Origin of the sequence: Lentzea terrae (genome assembly GCF_003265345.1) — a bacterium.
In the GTDB taxonomy this organism is placed as follows: domain Bacteria; phylum Actinomycetota; class Actinomycetes; order Mycobacteriales; family Pseudonocardiaceae; genus Lentzea; species Lentzea terrae.
Genome location: NZ_QFWW01000053.1, coordinates 1 through 2,549, shown reverse-complemented (window position 1 = coordinate 2,549; position 2,549 = coordinate 1). Strand labels below are relative to the sequence as shown.

General features: G+C 65.6%; 1 protein-coding gene. It reads right to left on the bottom strand.

The window, feature by feature from the left end:
* Positions 1-2,357, bottom strand: a 2,357-nt coding sequence (locus DI276_RS47675; protein WP_269814376.1) for a tachylectin-related carbohydrate-binding protein, incomplete at its 3' end; no start/stop codon positions are given.
* Positions 2,358-2,549: the final 192 nt, after the last annotated feature.

The following is a 2,549-nucleotide window of genomic DNA, read 5'->3' as shown; positions in this document are numbered from 1 at the left end:
GCACCTTCCTTCTGCGTGTACACCTTGTTGTCCGTGCCGCGGACCGCGAGCTGCACCTTGCCGTCGGAGAACACGACCGCACCCGGCGTGCCCGCACCCGCGACACCCGGAGCGGTGCGTGCGGGCTGCAAGGCGCCGTTGACGAACCGCTTCACGGCGATCGCGTTCTGCGAGTCGCGGTAGGCGATCTCGAAGCCGTCACCGGCCGGCACGACGGTCATGTCACCCGTCATGCTGTAGTCACCGGTGTTGGTGGCCTGACGCCACGACCGGAACCCACCGTCCGCCGTGAACTGCTGCGCGTACCACAGCTTGTTGTTGCCGTCGACGGCAAACGCGGTCAGCAGCTTGTCGTTGCCGCGCACCAGGATCGGGGCACTGAACAACGCTCCGTTCACGCCGGCCGGCGCGTTCCACTTGGTGTCGCCCGGCGTCAGCTGCGTGTACGCCTTCGCCTGGGCGTTGGTGCCATAGCCCATCACGACGGTCTTCTTGTCGTCCCGCTGCGCCAGCGTCGCCCGGCCGGTGAAGCCGGTGCTCGACAGACCCTGGAACGCCATGTTCTCGGTGCCCGGAACCGTCTGGTAACCCCAGAACAACGTGCCCGCGTCATCGACGTAGCTGACCTCGAACTGCGTGCGTGTCGGGTTGTAGATCATCTGCGGACGCTCGTTCTGCGGCGCGGGGATGCTCGTCGGCGGCGTCACGACCTCAGGCGTCTTCAGCTTGCACTGGTCGACGTCGACCATGAACTCGTTGACGTTCTGCCACCAGTAGATGTGCTCACGGGTGGTGTCCTCGGCGCCCTTCGCCCACTCCTTCTTCGCGTTGTCCCAGCGGTACCAGTAGAGGTCCCAGCCCGCGAGGCCGTAGATGATGTCCGCACCGGGCGACAGGATCTGCTTGTGCATGTTCCAGCCCGCGCCGGGCAGCTGCTCGGCGTACTGGATCCAGCGGCGGTTCTTCCAGTCGTAGTGGAACCGGAAGAGGGCGCCGTCGTTCACGCTGCGGTCGCGGGCGTACAGGACGCCGTCACCGGCGGCGAACACCTGGTCGTACTTGCCCCAGCCGTCGTCGATGATCTCCTTGGTCCACGACTTGGCGACGTCGTCGTAGATCATGTGCTCGAGCTGACCGGTCGCCAGCGCGGCGTAGAAGTGGTTGTTGCTGTCGACGGTGATCCGGTAGTGGTACTTGGGATCGGCCCAGCCGCCCCAGCCCTCGGCGATCTTCTCGCTGATGCCGTTGTTGTCCCAGCCGGTGCCGTTCCACCGCAGCCGGTGCACCTCACCGCTGTGCCTGATGGTGTACTTCCACCCGTTGGCGCCGGCGAGGAAGCGCTGGTTGTCGTTCCAGGCGAAACCGATGTTCTGGGGCGTGTTCCAGTTCGTGACACCGGTCTCCGGCTCCATGTGCTCGCGGCGCCAGAGGTTGTTGTCGGAGAAGGACCCGAAGATGTCAGCGGAGAACTTGCACTCCACTTCTGGCGCCACGTCGCCGAGCGAGCACGAGTCGATCGCCGGGGCGATCTCGTCCGCGTCGGTCCAGGTGGAGATGCGCTCCCGGTCGTTGCCGTAGGCGCCCTTCTGCCACTTCTTCTGCGCCGGCAGGTAGCGGTACCACCAGGTCTCGCCACCGGCGTGCGTGCCGTAGATGATGTCGGCACCCGGCGAGGTGATCTGCTTGTACATGCTCCAGCCCTCGCCGACGACCCTGTCCCGGTCCGTCCACGTGCCGGTCTTGTGGTTGTAGACGTTGCGGTGCAGCTCGCCGCCCCTCACGTTCGGGTCACGGGCGTAGATCACGCCGTCACCCGCCGCGAAGATGTGGTCGTACTTGTCCCAGCCGGTGGCGAGCACCGTGCGGGTCATCGTCTTCTTGTCCTCGTCGTACTTGTGCACGGCGAGGTCACCGCTCATGTCGACGGTGTAGACGTAGTTGTTGGAGTCGACCGTGACGCGGAAGTGGAACTTCGGCTGGTCCCAGCCACCCCAGCCGGTCTGGATGACCTCGCTGACGCCGCCGTTGTACCAGCTCTGCGTGTCGTCGTTCCAGCGGTGCCGGCGCAGCGCGTTGTCCTCGATGAACCAGACATAACCCCTGGGGCCGGCCATGAACCGGACGTTCCAGCCCCAGCCGATGCCCTTGTCCATCGTCCACACGTTGTAGCCCGCGGTGGGCTCGCTGTTCTTGCGCAACCGGAAGTCGTTGCTGTTCGCGATGCCCACGAACACGTTCGCGGTGGGCTTGCACTTCGCCGTCTCGACGGCCTGGGCGACGTTGCCGCCGCTCATCAGGACGGGCAGGCCGGCGATCCCCAGGACCGCGGCCAGTGACACCTGCAACAGGCGTCTCATTCTTGTTCTCATGACGAGGTTCCTCACTTGACCGGGCCGCTGGAGACCACGTTGGCGCTGACCTTCTTGCTGGACGTCGACTCGTCCGCGTTCGCGGGAAGAGCCGCCTGCTGGTTGGAGGAGTACGACTGGGTCTGGATCAGGTAGTACTGGGCGCCGACGCGGTAGAAGATCCGCTGCTCGGTGCCGCTG